Below are 15,814 nucleotides of genomic sequence, written 5' to 3'. Positions count from 1 at the left end.
CAGTGACCGGAAGGGCCGATGCGAGTACTGATCGTGGGGGGAGGCCAGGTCGGCTTCCACCTGGCGCGGCGGTTGTCGGAAGAGAGCCAGGACGTCGTCCTCATCGATTCGGATCCGGACCGGATCGAGTACGTGGCCGAGCAGCTCGACATCCTGACCCTGCAGGGGAACGGTGCTTCGGTGCCGGTGCTGGATCAGGCTGGAATCCGCCGCGCGCAAATGCTGCTCTCGGTGACCAGCCAGGACGAGGTGAACCTCATCGCCTGTCTCGCGGCCAGTCGGCTGGGCGTTCCCCACACCGTCGCGCGCGTCTCCAACCCGGATTACTACGCTTCGGGCAGTGTGCTCTCTCCCGAGCAGCTGGGGATCGAGCGCCTGATCAACCCCGAGCGCGAGGCCGCCAAGGAAGCGCTGGAGCTGCTCCGCAGCGCCGTGGCCACCGATGTCGTCCCCTTCGCCAACGGGCGCGTGCAGCTGCTGGGCTTGCGCGTGCGCGAGGGCGCACCCATCGCCGGCCGTCCGCTGGCCGAGCTGGCGCGCGATCTGGAGGGCTTCCACTACGTGACCGTGGCCATTGTCCGGGACGGAGAGACCATCATCCCGACCGGGACGTCGGCCATGGAAGCGGGCGACCAGATCTACCTGCTCTCGCCCACCGCCGAAGTCGAGAGCATTCCGCCCTTGGCGGGTTACGACGCCCGGCCGTTGCGACGCGTCATGATCGCGGGCGGCAGCCTGGAGGGGCAGTATCTCGCCGAGGGGCTGGGCAACCTGGGCGTGGACTGCACGATCATCGACCGGGACCGGCGGCGCTGCCTGGAATTGGCCGAGCTGCTCCCCAAGGCGTTGGTGCTGCACGGAGACGCCACCGACCTGGAGCTTCTGGAGATGGAGGGCGTCGCCGGCGTGGACGGCTTCGTGGCCTGCACGGGGGACGACCAGACCAACCTGCTGTCCAGCCTGTTGGCCAAGAGCGTGGGCGGAGCCAAGGTCATCGCCCTCATCGAGCGCTTCGAGTATCTGCCCCTGGTGCCGCGGGTCGGGATCGACGCGGCGGTGTCCCCTCGCCTGTCGACGGTCAACGCCATCTTGCGCTACGTGCGCAGGGGACGCGTGCTCACCGTGGCATCGCTGACCGGTACCGACGCCGAGGCCTTCGAGTTCAAGGTGAAGCCCGATGCACGGGCCGTCGGCAAGACCATCCAGGAGCTGGATCTTCCCCGGGGCGTGCTGGTGGGCGTGATCCTGCGTGGCGATCAGATCCTGGCGCCGCGCGGTCACGACGCATTCGAAGCGGGCGACGACGTCATCGTGTTCGGGCTTCCCGATGCGTTGGCCTCCGTCGAACGATTCTTCGACTGACCGATTCCCGATGTCGCTCCGTCACGTCGTCAACGTAGTCGGCCTCCTGCTGGTGGTTGTCGCCATCGCGATGGCTCTCTCCACCGCGGTTGCGCTCTGGTACGGGGACGGCGACGCGCTGGGACTGGCGCTCTCCACCGTCATTTCGGCTGCGGTCGGCTTCGTGGCCTACCGCCTCACACGCTTCCGGGACGACATCGGCTCCAAGGAAGGCTACGGGATCGTGGCCTTCGCCTGGAGCACCATCGGGGTCTTCGGAGCCCTGCCCTATCTCCTGACCGGAAGCCTCGGCTCGATCCCGGCCGCGGTGTTCGAATCCATTTCGGGCTTCACCACCACCGGAGCGACGGTCTTCTCCGACATCGAGTCGCTTCCCCGCGGCGTGCTTTTCTGGCGGTCGATCACCCAGTGGCTGGGCGGCATGGGGATCATCGTGCTGGTGATCGCCGTACTCCCGTACCTGGGTGTGGGAGGCATGCAGCTCTTCCGGGCAGAGGTGCCCGGACCGACCACGGAGCGCCTGCGTCCCCGCATCACGCAGACGGCCAAGTTGCTCTGGTTCGTCTACCTGGGGCTCACGACGGCGCAGGTCGTCCTCTATCTGTTCGGCGGCCTCAGCCTCTACGACGCGGTGAACCACGCGTTCACAACGCTGGCCACCGGCGGCTTCTCGACCAAGAACGCCTCCATCGCGGCCTTCGACTCGGCCTACGTGCACTACGTGACCATCGTCTTCATGTACCTGGCCGGCGTGAACTTCGCGTTGCACTTCCGCGCCGTCTCGGGCCGCCCTCCCTACCTGCGCGAGCCGGAGTGGCGCTTCTATACGGGCTTGATCCTCGCGTCCTCGCTCGCGATCGCGCTGGTCAACCTCACGTCGGGTTCGTACGGGTGGGGGCTGGGCGAGTTGGAGCGCGCCGGCCGCGACGCGCTCTTCCAGGTCGTCTCCATCGTGACCACGACCGGCTACATCACCGCAGACTACGAGCTGTGGGCTCCGGGCGCGGTCGCACTCATCCTGGCCCTCATGCTCACCGGCGGTATGGCGGGATCGACGGGCGGCGGCATCAAGTCGATTCGCATCCTGCTCATCCTGAAGCACATGGGGATCCAGATCCGCAGACACCTCCACCCGCGGGGCATCTTCCTGGCCTCGGTGGGAGGCCGAAAGGTCAAGGAGGAGATCATGGACGATGTGCTCGGCTTCGTGCTGCTCTACGGCATGCTCGCCGTGGCGGGCATCGTCGGTCTCGCCCTGCTGGGCGTCGATGCCTACACGTCGATCGGCGCGGTGCTTTCCTCCTTGGGCAACATCGGACCGGGCGTGGGCGAGGTGGGAGCGGTCGACAACTACGGCTGGATGTCCGGCGGGGAGTTGGGTCTGCTGACCCTGCTCATGCTGGTCGGCCGCTTGGAGCTGTACACGGTCGTGTTGCTCTTCCACCCGGAGATGTGGACCCGCACCGGTCGGACCGCCCGCAGCGGCCTCCGCTGAGGTCAGACGGCACGCACGGGCCTGCGGAGCGACCGCGGGCCTGCAGCAGACGGGCCACGGCGGTCTTCGGCGCGCCGGACATGTGGTCAGCGCGTGCCGAACAACCGGTCTCCGGCGTCTCCCAACCCGGGCAGGATGTACCCGTGCTCGTTCAGTCCGCGATCGAGCGCCGCACAGAACACACGCACGTCCGGATGATGGGCGGCGAGCCGTCGCACGCCTTCCGGCGCGGCGACCAGACAAAGGAACCGGATCCGCAAGGCGCCTCGCGCACGCAGGCGTTCGACTGCCGCGACGGCCGATCCGCCCGTGGCCAGCATCGGGTCCAGGACCAGGAACTCTCGGTCGCCGGCGGCACTCGGGACCTTGGCGAAGTACTCCACGGCTTCCAAGGACGCTTCGTCGCGATAGATCCCCAAGTGGCCCACGCGGGCGCCGGGGATCAGGCGCTGAATGCCCTCCACCATGCCCAGCCCCGCGCGCAGGATCGGCACCAGCACCAGCTTCTTGCCCTTGAGGCGTCGGCCCAGGGCCCGCTCGAGCGGCGTCTCTACTTCGACGTCCTCCAGGGGCAGATCGCGGGTGGCCTCGTAGGCCATGAGCGCCGCGATCTCGTCGACCAGCTCCTTGAAGCGCTTGGTCGGTGTGGTCCGGTCCCTGAGACGCGTGAGCTTGTGCTGGATCAGCGGATGATCCACCACCGTCAGGGTGCTGGGCAACGTCATGGAACGTGCTCCCGCGTCAGCGTTTGATGCGCTCGCCCGACTCTTCCCGGCGCAGGATCCAGGCAGCCATCTGCCCGGGCCGAATGCGATCATCCTTCACCGAGGGATCGTGATCCGCCAGGGAGCCGTGATCGACCGTGGGCGCCCGCTGCTGTTCCGCGGCCACGGCCGTGAAGCGGGAGCGCCAACGCGCCCAGTTCGAAGCCCGTAGATCCACCCAGCCCCGCTCGACGGCCCGTTCGTCCAACCCTGCGGCGTCCGGCCAGGCGTGCACCACGCGCCCTCGCAGCACCCGGTCTCCCGACGGGAACAGAATCGGCAGGCCAGCCGTCAGGATGCGCTGCCGCACATCCGCATCCTCTTCGACGAGGGCCTGCGCCCCGGCCGCTGCCTCGTCGGCATCGAGGGCACGGGCCGCCTGGTCGGTGCCACAGAGCCGTCGCAGGAGCGCTCCCTCGAAGAGGAGCTTGGACAGGCGAGGCGGCCCGAGCATCTCGTAGGCCACCGCTTCGGTTCCGTGTTCGCGCTCCAGGGCCTCCATGCGGTCCAGAGCCACGGCCCGCATCACGCCTGCCCGATAGGTCGGCCCCATCGTGGAGGCATCGAGCGCCGCCACGACGTCCCGTCCGGTGGGGTAGCCCTGGATCTCGCGCACCACGTTGTCGGCGATCTCTTCCGGCGTGAGAAACTCCATCAGTCCGAGCGAGGTCAACACCTCGAACTCGTTCAGCGTGAACAGCCCGTTCTCGCCGGCATCCAGGTAGACCCCCTCCAGGGGCTGCTCCATCTCCGTCCAACCGCCGCCGTCCGCCGCGAAGGCCGCGCCCAACGACTGGGGTGCCGTGGCGTCGACGCGCGTCACCGGGCGGCCGCCTCTCTTGATCACCCCGTATCCGATCGACTTCCAGCTGATCGCCGCGGTCGGCTTGACCTCCTTCACGGCGGGGGCGCCCGGAGTGCGGGCCATCAGGTAGAGCAGCAGCGTATGCGCACCGGCCAATCCCGCTTTGGCCAACAACACACGGGAGGGGCGCTCCTCCGAGTGCGTGAAGGGGATGTTGAGCCCCATCCCGCCCGTGCCGGCCGTGCCGATCTTGACGTACACCTGGGTGCCGGCCCGTCGCATGCCCTCCAAGGCGATCTGCACGTGCCGGATGAGCTGCGGAAGGTAGAGCGTCGCCAGATGGCGCTCGACGGCGTCGAGGTCGGTCACGCCGGTGCGCGCCCGCTCGCGCAGCGCGGCCGCCGAAGCGAACGCGTTCTGGTAGGCGAGCGCCCCGGCCGTGTTGATGCAGTCCACGATGGCGTCGGGCCTCACACGCTCCAGCAGGGCCCCCAACGCCGAGCGACCCAGCACCTCGGCGGTGAGCTCGCCGTAGAGATCGGAGATCCAGGACCCGCGACGCGCTGGATCGGAGAGGATCGACTCGCGGTCCATCTCCCGCATGCCGTCCAGCACGAAGAGATCGCCCCAGGCCGGCTCCACACGTCCGGGATGGTCCGTGGCAAGGGCTTCGGCAGCCTCGCGGGCCTCCGCTTCCCGGAGCGAGGTCAACACGACCCGAGCGGGTCCGTGTGCAAGAATGCGCCGGGCCACGGCCTGCCCCACCAGGCCGGCCCCCCCCAGGATCAGGACGGTCTTGTTCTCGAGATTCATGACTCGTGCTGTGAGCGGAGCAGGTCCGTCAACGCGGCCCGCTCCTCTGCGGTCAGGTCCCGGCTCTCACCGGGGGGAAGGTCTGCGAGTCGGATGGGGCCGAAGCGGATGCGCCGGAGGCGCCGCACGGGATGCCCCACCGCGGCGAGAAGCCGACGCACCTCCCGCTTGCGCCCCTCCGTCATCACGAGGCGCACGCGGGCCCCGGCCGACACGCGCTCGACGACCCGGACACGCCGCGCCCGGGCCGGGCCGTCTTCCAACACCACACCTCGCTCGAGCCGCTCCAGGGTCGTGCGGTCGGGAGCGCCCACCACCCAGGCTTCATACTCGCGTTCCATCTGGAAGCGAGGGTGGAGCAAGGCCTGCGCCGCGTCTCCGTCGTTCGTGAACAGGAGCAGGCCCTCGCTGTCGCGGTCGAGACGCCCAACGTGACGCAACCCGGCGGCGTCGGGCGGAAGCAGGTCGAACACCGTGGGGCGCCCCTGCGGGTCCCGAGCCGTGGTCACCGTGCCCGAGGGCTTGTTGAGGAGGATCCAGCGCGACGCCGCCGGTCGGACGAGCCGCCCGTCGACGCTCACCCGGTCCGCGTCCGGGCGTACCTTGCTCCCCAGCTCGGTGACCAGCTGGCCATTGACGCGAACGCGGCCCGCCCGGATCAACTCCTCGGCGGCCCGCCGAGACGCCACGCCGGCCTGAGAAAGAAACTTCTGGATCCGCAACGGCTTGTCCGATGTCGGTTCAACGATCTTCGGAATCTACCGCGGAGTTCCCTCCGGCCTCCGAGGCCACCAACGCGTCGTACTCGTCCGTCTCGGACGGGTCGGCCGCGCCCGCCTCCGCGTCGGAATCGGCCTCCCCAGTCGCAGCGGCACCGGGGCGCCCCTCGTCCACGTCCTCGACGTCGGACCCGGTCGCATCCCGATCCCCCTCCGGCGCTTCGGCAGGGGCGATATCGGCCGGAGCCTCCGGTGGCGGCAACTCCTCGATGCCGAGTGGGATCCGCTCCCGCAGCACCACCGGCAACTCCTCCGGACGCGGGAGATCCTCGATCGAGGTGAATCCGAAGTGGTCGAGGAACTTCTGGGTGGTCCCGTAGAGCAGTGGACGCCCGATGCCTTCGGAGCGACCCACCACGTCGATCAACCCACGCTCGTGCAGGGTCCGGATCACCCCGGCGGAGTTCACGCCACGCACGTACTCCATCTCGATCCGACCGATGGGCTGCCGGTAGGCGATGATGGCCAGCGCCTCCAGAGCGGGTCCCGACAGACGGTTCGGACGAGGGACGCTGTCGAACCGCTCCAGATAGGGGGCGAACTCGGGGCGGGTCAGGATCTGGTAGCCCTCGGCGATCTCCAGGATCTGGAAGGCGCGGCCCTCCTCGTCGTAGATCGCCCGCAGGTCGGCGATGGCCGCCTCGACGACGTCCTCATCGAGATCGGGGTCGGCGCGCACCAGGTCGGCAACGCTCAAGGGGGCGTCGCTGGCGAACAGTACGGCTTCAACGATCTGTGCTGGCTTCAAGCGGCCTCCGACGGATCTTCTTCGAGCAGGACGTCACGCGGCACGGGCTCCTCGTCGTTCTGACGGAACACCCACAACTCGGCGAAAGGGCGGAGCTGCCTCAGCGCCACCAACCGCCTGCGGGAGAGCTCCAGCCCGGCCAGCAGCGTCATGACCCCGTGCATGCGCTCCTTCCACGGGCGCACCAGTCGGCTGAACCGCACCCGCGCCTCGGCCCGCAAGGAATCGAGGATGAGGTCCACTTTCTCCTCGATGGCCACGGGTCGCAGCGTGACCCGGTGCTCGTGGTGAGGCACCGGATCGGGCAGGGTCACCCGGAGCGCGGCCTTGTGGACCTCTTCCCAGGTCGTCTCCAGCGGCGTCTCCTCGACCTTGCGGGGCGCGCGTGCCTCGATGTACCCCTTGCCACGGCGGCGCCCGCGCTCCGCTTCCGCGTGGAGGAGCCGCTCGGCGATCTCCCGGATCTGCTCGTATTCGAGGAGGCGGCGCACCAACTCCGCCCGGGGGTCGTCCTCCTCGTCGTCGCCGTGACGGGGGAGGAGCATCTGGGCTTTGATCCGCACCAGCGTCGCCGCCATCTCCAGAAACTCGCCGGCGTTCTCCAGATCCACCGCCTGGATCCCCTGGATGGCGGCCAGGAACTGGTGCGTGATCCGAGAGATCGGGATATCGAAGATGTCGATGTCCTGCTGCCGGATCAGGTGCAGCAGCAGATCCAGCGGTCCCTGGAAGCGGTCCAGGTCCACTACGAGCAGGGCGGCCGCCTCCTGGGGCGGGGCCGGGGTCGTCGTTTCCACGACGGTCAGATCCACAAGCGGATGAAGGCGTTCGTCAATTCGGACAACCGGGCGACGGGCCAGAAGACCACGTCGAGGGCATCGGGAACGAGAAGCAGGAGAACCATGAGGGCCAGCAAGCCGAAACGGTCCAACGACCGGTAGGCCGCTCGGGCCCTCCGCGGAAGAAGGTGATACAGGACGTGTGATCCGTCGAGGGGCGGAATCGGAAGGAGATTGAAGACCGCCAGGGTCAGGTTGATCTGGATGACGAGCGTACCGGCGAAGACGACTCCATCGGCCAAGCGCACACCGAGCAGCGGCTCCGCCTTGAGGGCGCCGATCACCAGCAGCGTCCCCACCGGGACGAGCAGCAGATTGGCTGCGATCCCGGCCAGGGAGACCTTGAGGTCGCTCCAGACCGGGTGCCGGAAGTTGGCGGGCTGCACGGGCACCGGACGCGCCCACCCGAACACGGCGGTCCCCTGGGTGCTCAGGAACAGCAGCAGCGGGAGCAGCACGGACCCCACCGGATCGAGATGGGAGATCGGATTGAGCGTGATCCGGCCCTGGTTGCGCGCCGTATGGTCGCCTTCCCTGTCCGCCACCCAGGCGTGCCCGAGCTCGTGCAGGACCACCGACCCGATGAGGACTGCCACCACGAGAACGGCGTTCACCGGGACCCCCGCACGGAAGGGGGCATCACGCGATCCCGGGGCGGTTGACCCTGGTAGCGGGGGGGATTAGCCTTCATGGCTCACGGTCCGTGACTGCCGGCGGGCCGGAACCCAACTGCCATCGATCCATGCCGAACATCAAGAGCGCCAAGCGTCGCATGCGTACGAGCCTCAAGGCTCAGGAGCGCAACCGCGCCGCCAAGTCCCGCCTGCGCACCGCCATCAAGCGGGTCCTGCAGGCTGGTTCCTCCGACGACGCCACGGCCCGCCTTCGCGAGGCGGCAGCTCTGATCGATCGCGCGGCGACCCGGCGCTTGATCCACCCGAACCGGGCCTCCCGCTTCAAGGCGCGCCTGGCTCGGCACGTCGCCCGCTTGGCCGCCTAGCTCCCCCCTCCCCGGCCTCACTCCAGCGTCCAGACCGCATCGCCACCCACGATGGTGGCGATGGCGCGTCCCTTCAGCTTCCAGCCCCCGAACGGCGTATTACGGCTCTTCGAGCGGAAGCGCTTGGGATCGACCACCCATTCGTGCTCCAGGTCGAGCACGGTGACATCGGCCACCGAGCCCACCGCCAAGGACCCTCCTGTCAGGCGGAACGCCCGGGCCGGCTGGGCACTCATGCGGTCCACCAGCGTCGGAAGGTCCAGCAGGCCTTCGCCCAGCACGTGCGTGAGCACCAGGCCCACGGCCGTCTCCAGCCCCACGATCCCGAAGGGCGCCTCATCGAAGGTGCGGTCCTTCTCGTCCCGGTGATGGGGTGCGTGGTCCGTGGCCAGGACGTCCAACGTTCCGTCGCGTAGCCCCTCCCGCACCGCGGCCACGTCATCGGCCCGACGGAGCGGCGGGTTCATCTTCGCGTTGGTGTCGTAGGCCCCGACCGCCTCTTCGGTCAGGAGGAGATGGTGGGGCGCCGCCTCGGCCGTGACGTGGACGCCGCGCGCCTTGGCCATGCGAATGGCCTCGACCCCCAGCCGGGTGGACACGTGCTGGAGGTGGATGTGGCCCCCGGTCAGCTCGGCGACCAGGAGGTCGCGGTAGATGTGCGACTCCTCGGACGCCCCCGGCTTTCCCTTGAGCCCCAGCCGGGTCGCGGTGGGCCCGTCGTTCATGTGGCCGCCCGCGGACAGGCCCAGGTCCTCGGCATGATCGGCGACGGGGATCCCGAAGGTCTGGGCGTATTCCAGCGCCAGCCGCATCAGACCGGAGTCCATGATGGGGTCGCCGTCGTCCGTGATCCCCACCGCGCCGGCGTCGACCAGCTCTCCGACGTCCGTCAGCCGCTCGCCCTTACGACCGCGCGAGAGGGCGCCCACCGGATACACACGCGCCCCTCGCACCCGAGCGCCTCGTTCCAGCACGAAGCGGATGGAGGAAGCGTCGTCCAGGGGCGGATCGGTGTTCGGCATCGCGCACACGGCCGTGAACCCACCGGCCGCAGCCGCCTTCAGGCCGCTTTCAATGGTCTCCTTGTGTTCGCCACCCGGCTCTCGCAAGTGGACGTGAACATCAATCAGGCCTGGAGTTACGACCTTTCCGTTCACGTCCAACACGAGGGCCTGTTCCGGGGCCTCCAGGGACTCGCCGATCGCAGCGACGTGTCCGTCGGCCAGCAGCACGTCCAGCCGGCCGTCCACCCGATGGGCGGGATCGACGACCCGACCCCCACGCAGCAGAAGCGGCCTCACCCCGCTCATTGGGCCCGCGCCTTCCCGACCGCGCCCGACGCTGCGGCCGGATCCCCATCGGCCAGCAGATAGAGCACGGCCATACGCACCGCCACCCCGTTGGTGACCTGACGGAGGATGACCGAGTGGGGGCCGTCTGCGACGGTGGAGTCGATCTCGACGCCGCGGTTCATGGGTCCAGGGTGGAGGATCAACAGCTCCCGGCGGGCCGCCTCCAGCCGCTCCTCGGTGATCCCGAAGATCCGGTGATACTCCCGGAGACTGGGGACGTAGCCGGCGGTCATCCGCTCCTGTTGCAGGCGCAGCACGTTGAGGGCATCCGCCCAGGCGATGGCCTCCTCCAACCGCAGAAAGCGCCGGGCGCCCAGGTCCTCGAAGGTCGCCGGTACCAGCGTGGGGGGGCCGCAGACCGCCACCTCGGCCCCCAGGGCCCGAAGGCCGAAGATGTTGCTACGAGCGACCCTGGAATGCAGCACATCACCCACCATACAAACCTTGAGTCCCTCCAGACGTCCGAAATGCTGGCGGAGGGTGAGCAGGTCCAGGAGGGCCTGGGTGGGGTGCTCATGAGCACCGTCACCGGCATTGATCACCCGCGAAGGAATCCGTTCGGCCAAGAAGGCAGCTGCCCCCGACGAGCCGTGCCGGATCACCACCATCTCGATGCCCATCGCTTCCACGTTGCGCGCGGTGTCGACCAGGGTCTCTCCCTTTTGCAGCGAGGAGGCGGCCACGGCCAGGCTCACCGTGTCTGCACCCATGCGCTTCTCGGCGAACTCGAACGAGATGCGGGTGCGGGTGGAGGGCTCGAAGAAGAGATTGGCGACCGTGGTGCCCTGGAGCATGGGGATCTTGCGAGCCCCCTCCTCCGCTGCCGAGCGGAAGGGCTCCGCCGCATCCAGGATGGCGGTCAGCTGCTCGGGCGTGAGCCCCGCCAGGCCCAGAAGGTCCTTGCCCAGAATGCCCGACGCGGGCTTCACGCCGGATCCAGGTGCGGGTGCACCCGCGAGTGCAATGATCTCAGGAGGTGACTCTGCATGGGCTGGAGTCGTACCGACGGACGGGCGGGGCAAAGTTGGCCGCGCCCCGGGATGCCGTCAACGGAGGCCCCGGGGTCACGAGGACGCGCGCCCTGGACCGGGACGGTGACCCTGCCCATGATCACCCTCCCCTACCACCCATGAGGCATGGATGATGGACGAAGCCGCTCCCCCGCTCGCGTGCCTGTGTGCCCCATGCACGCCTCGAAGCCGGGTTCGCGCAGCACCCGGCCGCGGCCTCCTCCTGACCCTGCTGACCGTCCTGGCCTTCGCCCCAGCCGCCGCGGCACAGGAGGTCGTAGATCCGCCCCGGACCGTGCTGGGCGGGGTTCCCTTCACGCTCCACCTCCAGGGTGGGCAGACGGGCCCCCTCGAGTTCGAGATCCTGGACGCCGCCGGTTCGCGCCTGAGCAGCGGCACCGTCCAGGCGGGAGCCCAGGCCACGACCGAGCCCCTCCGGGTGTCCGGTCGCGGCCAGTTGCCCCTGGAGGTCCAGGTGGGAGGGGTACAGACCTCGGTCACACCCGCCTACGCACCGGGCTGGTTCTCCCTGATCCCGCCCCTGATCGCCATCGCGCTCGCCCTGCTGCTGCGCGAGGTGGTCTCGGCCCTGTTCGCCGGCATCTGGATCGGCGCACTGGTCCTGACCGGGTTCCACCCCCTGAGCGCCACGGGCCGTCTGGTCGACCATTTCGTGGTGCCACAGCTGGGCGATGTCTCGGATGGGAAAACCACCATCGTGGTGTTCTCCATGATGCTGGGCGGGATGGTGGGACTGATCGCGAAGAACGGTGGTACACGCGGCATCGTGGAAGCCCTGGAGGGGCTGGCCACATCCGTCCGGCGCGGAAAGCTGGCCACCTGGTTGGCGGGCTTGGCCATCTTCTTCGACGACTACGCCAACACCCTTCTGGTCGGCAACACCATGCGGCCGATCACCGACCGCCTGCGCATCTCCCGCGAGAAGCTCGCCTACATCGTCGATTCGACCGCCGCGCCGGTGGCCGCCATCGTGCCCATCTCTACCTGGGTGGGCTACGAGATCGGACTGATCAAAGGAGGCCTCGAGATCGCCGCGGAGCAGCAGCGGGCCACCGACCCCGCCATGGCCGCCGAGATGTTGGCCGCCAACCCCTTCACGGTTTTCCTCCACACCATTCCCTACCTCTTCTACCCTCTGTTGGCCTTGAGCTTCGTGCTCATGACCACGCTGATGAACCGGGACCTGGGTCCCATGGCCGTGGCGGAACGGCGCGCCGCCCGCGGAGAGGGGCTCCATCGGGCCGGGGCCATGTTGGCCGCGGACTCCCACGAGGGCCTGCTGGAGCCGGCGCCCGGAACGCCGCTGCGCTGGTGGAACGCGGCGATCCCGGTCCTGGCCGTGGTTCTGGTCGTGCTTCTGGGGCTGTTGATGACGGGCCGGGCAGCGGTCGAGCCAGGCGCCGGTCTACGCGAGGTCCTGGCGGCCGCGGACCCGTTCGCGACGTTGCTGTGGGGCGCCTTGGCCGGGGTGTTGACCGCGGTGGCGCTTTCCATGGTGCAGCGCCTGCTGACGATGTCCCAGGCCGTGGAGGCCTGGGTCTCCGGCGTGCGCTCCATGATGCTCGCCATGGTGATCCTGGTGCTGGCCTGGTCGCTGGGGGCGGTGACCGAAGAGCTGGGCACCGCGGCCTACCTGGCCAGCTTGCTGGAAGGCGCGCTCCCCCTCTCGCTCATCCCGGCCATCGTCTTCGTGATCTCGGGTGCCATGGCCTTCGCCACCGGAACCTCCTGGGCCACCATGGCGGTGATGTTGCCGCTGGTCATTCCGCTGACGGTCGCGCTGGGCGGAGGGACGGGGTTCGCCGGCGGAACGCACCACACGGTTCTGCTCAGCGCCATCTCGTCCGTGTTGGCCGGGGCGATCTGGGGCGACCACTGTTCCCCGATCTCGGACACGACCGTGATGAGCTCGATGGCCTCGGCGTGCGACCACGTCGACCACGTGCGCACGCAACTTCCCTACGCGCTGCTGGTGGGCGCCGTCGGGCTGGTGCTGGGGGACCTGGGCACCGCGTTCGGGCTGCCCGTGTGGGTGGCACTCCCCGCCGCGCTGCTGGTCCTCTGGGGTGTGCTGCGCACGTTCGGGACGCCGGTGACCGAGCCGGCCTAGCCGGCGGCAACGTCGTGCGGCCCGGCGGCCGCAGCGCCCGCGCCGGGTCCGCTGCCCCGCCGGGCCCGGAAGAAGTCGCGCAACAGGTCCCCACACGGCTCGGAGAGGACGCCGGAGGTGAGCTCCACGCGGTGATTCAGGCGGGGATCCTGGACGAGGTTCTGAAGCGATCCCGCCATCCCGGCCTTGGGGTCGTGGGCGCCGAACACCAATCGAGGGATCCGCGCCAGCACGATGGCCCCGGCGCACATCGCGCAGGGCTCCAAGGTCACGTACAAGGTGGCATCGAGCAGTCGCCAGTCTCCGAGCGAGGCAGCGGCGGCGCGGATCGCGACCGACTCGGCGTGCGCCGTGGGATCGGCATCGAGAACGGTGCGGTTGTGGGCCTCGGCCAGGAGGCGTCCCCGCCGGACCAGCACCGCTCCGACGGGAACCTCGTCACGTGCCCAGGCCAGGCGGGCCTGCTCCAGCGCCCGAGCCATCCACATGCGGTCGGTCTCGCCCACGGGGCGGACGGCTCAGTGCGCGGTCAGCGATCCGCCGACCGGTGTTTCCGGCAGCCGGCGCAGCAGTGCCACCACGCGTCCCACGACCCGAATCGAGCGAGGGTCGACCGCATCCGCGGGGCCCTGGGCGCTGCGCGTCGAGTGCAGCTCCAGTCCGGCGCCCGTCTGGAAGACCCGTGCGTACCCGGTCCCGGCCCCGGTCTCGTAGGCGACCGTGCTGCCGTCGGGCAGCGCGCGCAGCTCGACGGGTTCCAGGAGCACGAGGTCACCATCTTCCACTCCGAGCGCCGCCAGCTCGTCCCCGCGCGCCCGCACGAAGAAACAGCCCTCGCTGGCCGCGACCTTCTTGTCGATGACCAGGCGGGATTCCAGCAGGTCACCCGCGCCGTTGACGGCACCGGTGGGAAGCCGCCGGAAGCACGGAACGGACACCGTCTCTGCGCTGAGGTCCACCCCCAAGATCTTAACGCCGCGCGAGCGGGACGGGTCACGCTCGAGATAGCCCTTTTCGGCCAGGGCGCGCAGATGTTCGGAGACGGTCTTGGTGCTGCGGATACCGAACCGTTCACCGATTTCGCGAATCGACGGCTGGTAGGTATTGGTGCGCAGATACGACACCATGAAGTCCAAGATCTTCTGCTCGATCTCGGTGAGCGACAGGGGGGTCGCGGTTTGCATTCGGGGTGGCGTTCCTTCCGGCGGTTAGGTTCGGGCGCTTAGGCTACCGGCCGTGTATGGACGTGTCAAGCATGGCGCCGGTCCGCCCATCCCGCGCGTCAACCCAGGCGCTCCAGCGCCCGAGCGATACGATCCTGGGTGCGGTCGGGGCCCAGCCACGCCAACACATCGAAGATGCCGGCGCTGGCGCTCTGGCCGGTGAGGGCAACGCGCAAGGGATGAATGAGCTTCGCCGCCCCTTCCGCGCGCTGCTCCGCGAGCGCACGCAGTCGCTCCTCCAGTGCCTCCACGGTCCAAGCCCCGTCCAGCAACGCCGAGGAGACGGCGCCGAGCCGCTCCTTGGCTTCCTCCGGGTGCTTCCAATGTTGCCGCACAGCCTTGTCGTCGTACTCGACGGAGTCTCCCAGAAGCGGCGCCATACGCTGCAGCAGCTCCGGGATCGTGCGCGCTCGCACCTTCATCAGGTCGATGAGCGTGCGCACACGTTCCGGCGACTCGGCGTCGATCTGCCCCGCGAGCCCACGACGCTCGGCCTCTTCCCGCACCAGCGCCTCGAGCGAAGCGGCCGTGCGGCGGGCCAGATGTTGTCCGTTGAGCCACTCCAACTTCTCCGGATCGAACACGGCGCTCTTCTTCAGCACTCGCTCCATGGAGAAGCGCTGAATCAACTCGGCTCGGGTCATCACCTCCTGTTCGTCTCCCGGGTTCCAGCCCAGCAGCGCCAGGAAGTTCGCCATCGCCTCGGGGAGGATGCCCTGCGTGCGATACTCTCCCACCGCGGTGGCCCCGTGCCGCTTGGACAGACGGCGCCCGTCGGTGCCCAGGATGAGCGGCACGTGGCCGAAGATCGGAAGGGCGTGTCCCAGCGCCTGGTACAGGAGGATCTGCTTGGGGGTGTTGGAGAGGTGATCGTCTCCGCGGATGACGTGTGTGATGCGCATGTCCACATCGTCCGACACCACGGCGAGGTTGTACGTCGGCGTACCGTCGGCCCTGAGAACGACCAGATCCTCGATCTGGTCGTTCTGGAAGCGCGTCTCTCCGTGCACGAGGTCCTCCCAGACGGTCTCGCCCGCGGGGACCCGGAAGCGGATGGCGAAGGGGACGCCGCCCGCCACCCGCTCGGCCACCTCCGCCTCGGACAGCGCGTCAGCGCGCTCGCGGTAGGGACGGCGCTCCCCGCGCTTCAACGCGGCCCGGTCTGCTTCGATCTCCTCCGGCGTGGAGAAGTCCCGATAGGCGTTCCCCTCCTCCAGGAGGCGGAAGGCGTCGGAGCGGTGACGCTCGACGCCCTGGCTCTGGAACACCGGACCTTCGTCCCAATCCAGCTCCAGCCACGCCATCCCTTCCAGGATCGCCCGGGTGGCGGCCTCGGTGGAGCGTTCCCGGTCCGTGTCCTCGATGCGGAGCACGAACACACCGCCCTGGCCCCGGGCCAGGAGCCAGTTGAACAGGGCCGTGCGGCCACCACCGACGTGGAGGTAGCCCGTGGGCGACGGGGCGAAGCGCAGGCGCATGGACATCGGTGTCGG

Annotated in this window: 15 protein-coding genes; 4 read left to right on the top strand and 11 right to left on the bottom strand. The window is 69.1% G+C overall.

The genetic code is table 11. From position 1 onward, the window contains the following. Positions 1–18 precede the first annotated feature (18 nt). Both trkA and R3E10_00970 read left to right on the top strand, forming a co-directional pair. A complete protein-coding gene (gene trkA / locus R3E10_00975) occupies positions 19–1,362 on the top strand; it encodes a Trk system potassium transporter TrkA (GenBank protein ID MEZ4414305.1) in 1,344 nt (447 codons plus the stop codon). A 10-nt stretch (positions 1,363–1,372) separates the two neighbouring features. Further along, a complete protein-coding gene (locus tag R3E10_00970) occupies positions 1,373–2,857 on the top strand; it encodes a TrkH family potassium uptake protein (protein MEZ4414304.1) in 1,485 nt (494 codons plus the stop codon). Positions 2,858–2,943: 86 nt separating this feature from the next. Here R3E10_00970 and upp read toward each other — a convergent pair whose 3' ends face one another. From upp to R3E10_00940, 6 genes are read right to left on the bottom strand one after another with little or no spacing between them, the layout of a single operon-like run. Beyond that, a complete protein-coding gene (gene upp, locus R3E10_00965; protein ID MEZ4414303.1) occupies positions 2,944–3,582 on the bottom strand; it encodes a uracil phosphoribosyltransferase in 639 nt (212 codons plus the stop codon). Positions 3,583–3,598: 16 nt separating this feature from the next. Beyond that, entirely contained in the window at positions 3,599–5,239 is a 1,641-nt protein-coding gene (locus R3E10_00960; protein MEZ4414302.1) for a short-chain dehydrogenase, read from the bottom strand. After that, a complete protein-coding gene (locus tag R3E10_00955) occupies positions 5,236–5,961 on the bottom strand; it encodes a pseudouridine synthase (protein MEZ4414301.1) in 726 nt (241 codons plus the stop codon). Before R3E10_00955 ends, R3E10_00960 begins: the two co-directional genes overlap by 4 nt. Positions 5,962–5,980: 19 nt before the next feature. Further along, positions 5,981–6,766, bottom strand: a complete 786-nt coding sequence (gene scpB / locus R3E10_00950; protein ID MEZ4414300.1) for an SMC-Scp complex subunit ScpB — start codon at positions 6,764–6,766, stop codon at positions 5,981–5,983. Continuing rightward, positions 6,763–7,563, bottom strand: a complete 801-nt coding sequence (locus R3E10_00945; GenBank protein ID MEZ4414299.1) for a segregation/condensation protein A — start codon at positions 7,561–7,563, stop codon at positions 6,763–6,765. The genes scpB and R3E10_00945 overlap by 4 nt, the downstream gene beginning before the upstream one ends. Before the next feature lie 5 nt (positions 7,564–7,568). Beyond that, entirely contained in the window at positions 7,569–8,219 is a 651-nt protein-coding gene (locus R3E10_00940; GenBank protein MEZ4414298.1) for a site-2 protease family protein, read from the bottom strand. Between the two features lie 128 nt (positions 8,220–8,347). Here R3E10_00940 and rpsT point away from each other — a divergent pair, with 128 nt between their 5' ends. Further along, complete coding sequence (gene rpsT / locus R3E10_00935; GenBank protein MEZ4414297.1) at positions 8,348–8,605, top strand: 30S ribosomal protein S20; 258 nt, start codon at positions 8,348–8,350, stop codon at positions 8,603–8,605. A gap of 17 nt (positions 8,606–8,622) precedes the next feature. On the opposite strand, the gene R3E10_00930 is transcribed toward rpsT, so the two are convergent. Together R3E10_00930 and R3E10_00925 are read right to left on the bottom strand one after the other, a co-directional pair. After that, the gene (locus R3E10_00930; protein MEZ4414296.1) at positions 8,623–9,915 is read right to left on the bottom strand and encodes a dihydroorotase; all 1,293 of its coding nucleotides are present in this window, start codon (positions 9,913–9,915) and stop codon (positions 8,623–8,625) included. Then, the gene (locus tag R3E10_00925; GenBank protein MEZ4414295.1) at positions 9,912–10,886 is read right to left on the bottom strand and encodes an aspartate carbamoyltransferase catalytic subunit; all 975 of its coding nucleotides are present in this window, start codon (positions 10,884–10,886) and stop codon (positions 9,912–9,914) included. Before R3E10_00925 ends, R3E10_00930 begins: the two co-directional genes overlap by 4 nt. A 211-nt stretch (positions 10,887–11,097) precedes the next feature. Between R3E10_00925 and R3E10_00920 the strand changes: the two genes are divergently transcribed. Continuing rightward, positions 11,098–13,098, top strand: coding sequence for a Na+/H+ antiporter NhaC family protein (locus R3E10_00920; protein MEZ4414294.1), 2,001 nt, complete (start codon positions 11,098–11,100; stop codon positions 13,096–13,098). On the opposite strand, the gene tadA is transcribed toward R3E10_00920, so the two are convergent. From tadA to gltX, 3 genes are all read right to left on the bottom strand, one after another. Continuing rightward, positions 13,095–13,586 (bottom strand): tRNA adenosine(34) deaminase TadA, encoded by a 492-nt coding sequence (gene tadA / locus R3E10_00915; protein ID MEZ4414293.1) that lies wholly within the window; start codon positions 13,584–13,586, stop codon positions 13,095–13,097. The two genes, R3E10_00920 and tadA, sit on opposite strands and share 4 nt — an antisense overlap. 30 nt (positions 13,587–13,616) lie before the next feature. After that, positions 13,617–14,282, bottom strand: a complete 666-nt coding sequence (locus R3E10_00910; protein ID MEZ4414292.1) for a S24 family peptidase — start codon at positions 14,280–14,282, stop codon at positions 13,617–13,619. A gap of 98 nt (positions 14,283–14,380) precedes the next feature. After that, complete coding sequence (gltX, locus tag R3E10_00905; GenBank protein ID MEZ4414291.1) at positions 14,381–15,805, bottom strand: glutamate--tRNA ligase; 1,425 nt, start codon at positions 15,803–15,805, stop codon at positions 14,381–14,383. Positions 15,806–15,814 lie beyond the last annotated feature (9 nt).

It is taken from the genome of Gemmatimonadota bacterium, from assembly GCA_041390105.1.
GTDB lineage: Bacteria > Gemmatimonadota > Gemmatimonadetes > Longimicrobiales > Gaopeijiaceae > JAGQIF01.
This window is presented reverse-complemented; position numbering and strand designations above follow the sequence as displayed.

Coding starts and splice junctions, on each gene's coding strand:
- R3E10_00970 (MEZ4414304.1), top strand. CDS start 1,373: ATGTCGCTCCGTCACGTCGTCAACGTAGTCGGCCTCCTGCTGGTGGTT.
- R3E10_00930 (MEZ4414296.1), bottom strand. CDS start 9,915: ATGAGCGGGGTGAGGCCGCTTCTGCTGCGTGGGGGTCGGGTCGTCGAT.
- trkA (MEZ4414305.1), top strand. CDS start 19: ATGCGAGTACTGATCGTGGGGGGAGGCCAGGTCGGCTTCCACCTGGCG.
- tadA (MEZ4414293.1), bottom strand. CDS start 13,586: ATGTGGATGGCTCGGGCGCTGGAGCAGGCCCGCCTGGCCTGGGCACGT.
- R3E10_00910 (MEZ4414292.1), bottom strand. CDS start 14,282: ATGCAAACCGCGACCCCCCTGTCGCTCACCGAGATCGAGCAGAAGATC.
- rpsT (MEZ4414297.1), top strand. CDS start 8,348: ATGCCGAACATCAAGAGCGCCAAGCGTCGCATGCGTACGAGCCTCAAG.
- R3E10_00920 (MEZ4414294.1), top strand. CDS start 11,098: ATGATGGACGAAGCCGCTCCCCCGCTCGCGTGCCTGTGTGCCCCATGC.
- gltX (MEZ4414291.1), bottom strand. CDS start 15,805: ATGTCCATGCGCCTGCGCTTCGCCCCGTCGCCCACGGGCTACCTCCAC.
- upp (MEZ4414303.1), bottom strand. CDS start 3,582: ATGACGTTGCCCAGCACCCTGACGGTGGTGGATCATCCGCTGATCCAG.
- R3E10_00960 (MEZ4414302.1), bottom strand. CDS start 5,239: ATGAATCTCGAGAACAAGACCGTCCTGATCCTGGGGGGGGCCGGCCTG.